The 2,222-nt window shown below is 73.9% G+C and carries 1 protein-coding gene; it reads right to left on the bottom strand.

All coding sequences use genetic code 11. The features are described from left to right. Positions 1-2,222 (bottom strand): SDR family NAD(P)-dependent oxidoreductase (locus WBA97_RS16055; protein WP_424231617.1); only part of this gene is annotated, 2,222 nt, incomplete at both ends.

Below are 2,222 nucleotides of genomic sequence, written 5' to 3'. Positions count from 1 at the left end.
GCGGCGCACCGGCCGGATCAGCTCCCGCAGCAGGTGCGGCGGGGTGCCACCGAAGGCGGCCGGGTCGAGCCGGACCGGCACGACGGCGGGGTGGCCGAGGCGCAGAGCCTTGTCGAGCAGGGCGAGCGCGTGCGCCGGGTCCAGCGGCGGGAAACCGGAGCGGGCGATGCGGGCGCGGTCGGCGTCCGCGAGCGCGCCGACCATGCCGCGCTCGGTGTCCCACGGGCCCCACGCGAGGGAGAGCGCGGGCAACCCGGCCTGGCGGCGGTGGGCGGCGAGCGCGTCGAGGACGGCGTTGGCCGCCGCGTAGTTGCCCTGGCCCGGGCTGCCCACGGTGCCGGAGATCGAGGAGAACAGTACGAACGCGGTGAGGTCGGCGTCGGCGGTCAGTTCGTGGAGGATGCGCGCGGCGTCGGCCTTCGGCGAGAACACCCGGTCGAGCGCGTCTGGTGTGAGCGTGGCGACCAGGCCGTCGTCGACCACCCCCGCGGTGTGGAAGACCGCGCCGACGGGGTGGTCGGCGAGCAGCGCGGCGACCGCCACCGGGTCGGCGACGTCGCACGCCGCGATGACGACCTCGGCGCCGAGGGCGGTCAGCTCGGCCGTCAGTTCCGCCGCGCCGTCGGCGTCCTGGCCCCGGCGGCTGGTCAGCACCAGCTCGCGGACCCCGTACGCGGTGACGAGGTGCCTGGCGAGCAGGCCGCCGAGCATGCCGGTGCCGCCGGTGATCAGGACGGCCCTGCCTGGGTCGATGACGACGGCCGTGGTGTCCTGTGTGGACACCCGGGTGAGCCGGGGGGTGAACAGGCTGTTCCCGCGCAGCGCGACCGCGGGTTCCCCGCCTGCAACGGCGAGCCGGACGGCGGCGTCCACGTCGCCGTCGGTGTCGACGAGTACGACGCGGCCAGGATGCTCGGCCTGGGCGGAGCGCACCAGGCCCCAGCAGGCCGCGCCGACCGGGTCGGGCGCGGGGTCGTCCGGCCGGACGGCGACCGCACCGCTGGTCACGATCACGAGGTCGTCGGCGCCGGTGCTCGCCAGCCAGTCCTGGACCACGGAGAGCACGCTCTGGACGCCGCGGTGCAGGTCGGCGCTGTAGGGCTCGACCACCGCCACGCCCCGGTCGCCGACCTGGACGCGGTGCAGCATGGTCTCGTCGAACAACGCGCGGTACCCGCGTTCGCCCGCCCGCGCTGGCTCGGGCTCGACGGCACGTTCGCGCCACTCGACGTGGTAGAGGTCGGTCACGCCGAGCCCGGCGTCGGCCACGTCGCCCCGCCGCACGGCGGGGGCGGGCCAGAACCGCTGACGGGCGAAGGGATAGGTGGGCAGGTCGACGCGCCTGCCGACGGGAACCACCAGGGGCCAGTCGACGGTCGCGCCACGCACCCAGACCCGGCCGACGGCGGTGAGCAGGGTCGCGGCCTCGCCGCGACCGTCGCGCAGCACCGCGGCGGCGTCCTCGACGTGCGAGGACAGCACGGGATCGGGCCCCAGCTCCAGGAACGACGTCACGCCCCGCTCGCGCAGCCACGCGACACCGTCGGCGAACCGCACGGTGTCCCGCACCTGCCGCACCCAGTACGCCGGGTCGGTCACCGCACCCGGCAAGGGAATCCGGGGTTCGTGGTAGGTCAAGGACTCCGCGACGACAGCGAAATCGGCGAGCATCGGCTCCATCAGCGTGGAGTGGAACGCGTGCGACACCACGAGCCGCTTGACGCGACGGCCTTCCGAGCGCCACCGCTCCTCGAGAGCCGAGATCTCCTCGCCGGTCCCCGACACCACCAGCGACGTGGCACTGTTGACGGCCGCGATGTCCATGCCGACCGGAACGTCCTCTTCGGACACTTCCGCCGCCAGCATCGCCCCACCGGCGGGCAACGCCGCCATCAACCGGCCACGAGCGGCCACCAACGCGCAAGCGTCGTCCAGGGACAGCACCCCGGCCACATGCGCGGCCGAGATCTCACCAATCGAGTGCCCCAGCAGGAACTCCGGCCGCACACCCCACGACTCCAGCAACCGGAACAGCGCCACCTCCAGCGCGAAGATCGCCGCCTGCGCACCATCCGTCCGGTTCAGCAACACCTCATCGTCGACAGGAACCCGGTCGAAACGCGAACACACCTCGTCCCACGCCGCCGCGAACACCGGAAACGCCGCATACAGCTCCCGGCCCATGCCGACCCGCTGAGAACCCTGACCGGTGAACAGGAACG

The sequence above is a fragment of the Actinophytocola sp. genome (assembly GCF_049647105.1).
Taxonomy (GTDB): domain Bacteria; phylum Actinomycetota; class Actinomycetes; order Mycobacteriales; family Pseudonocardiaceae; genus Actinophytocola.
The sequence above is the reverse complement of the archived record's forward strand: the minus strand, read 5'-3'. Positions and strand labels throughout refer to the sequence as shown.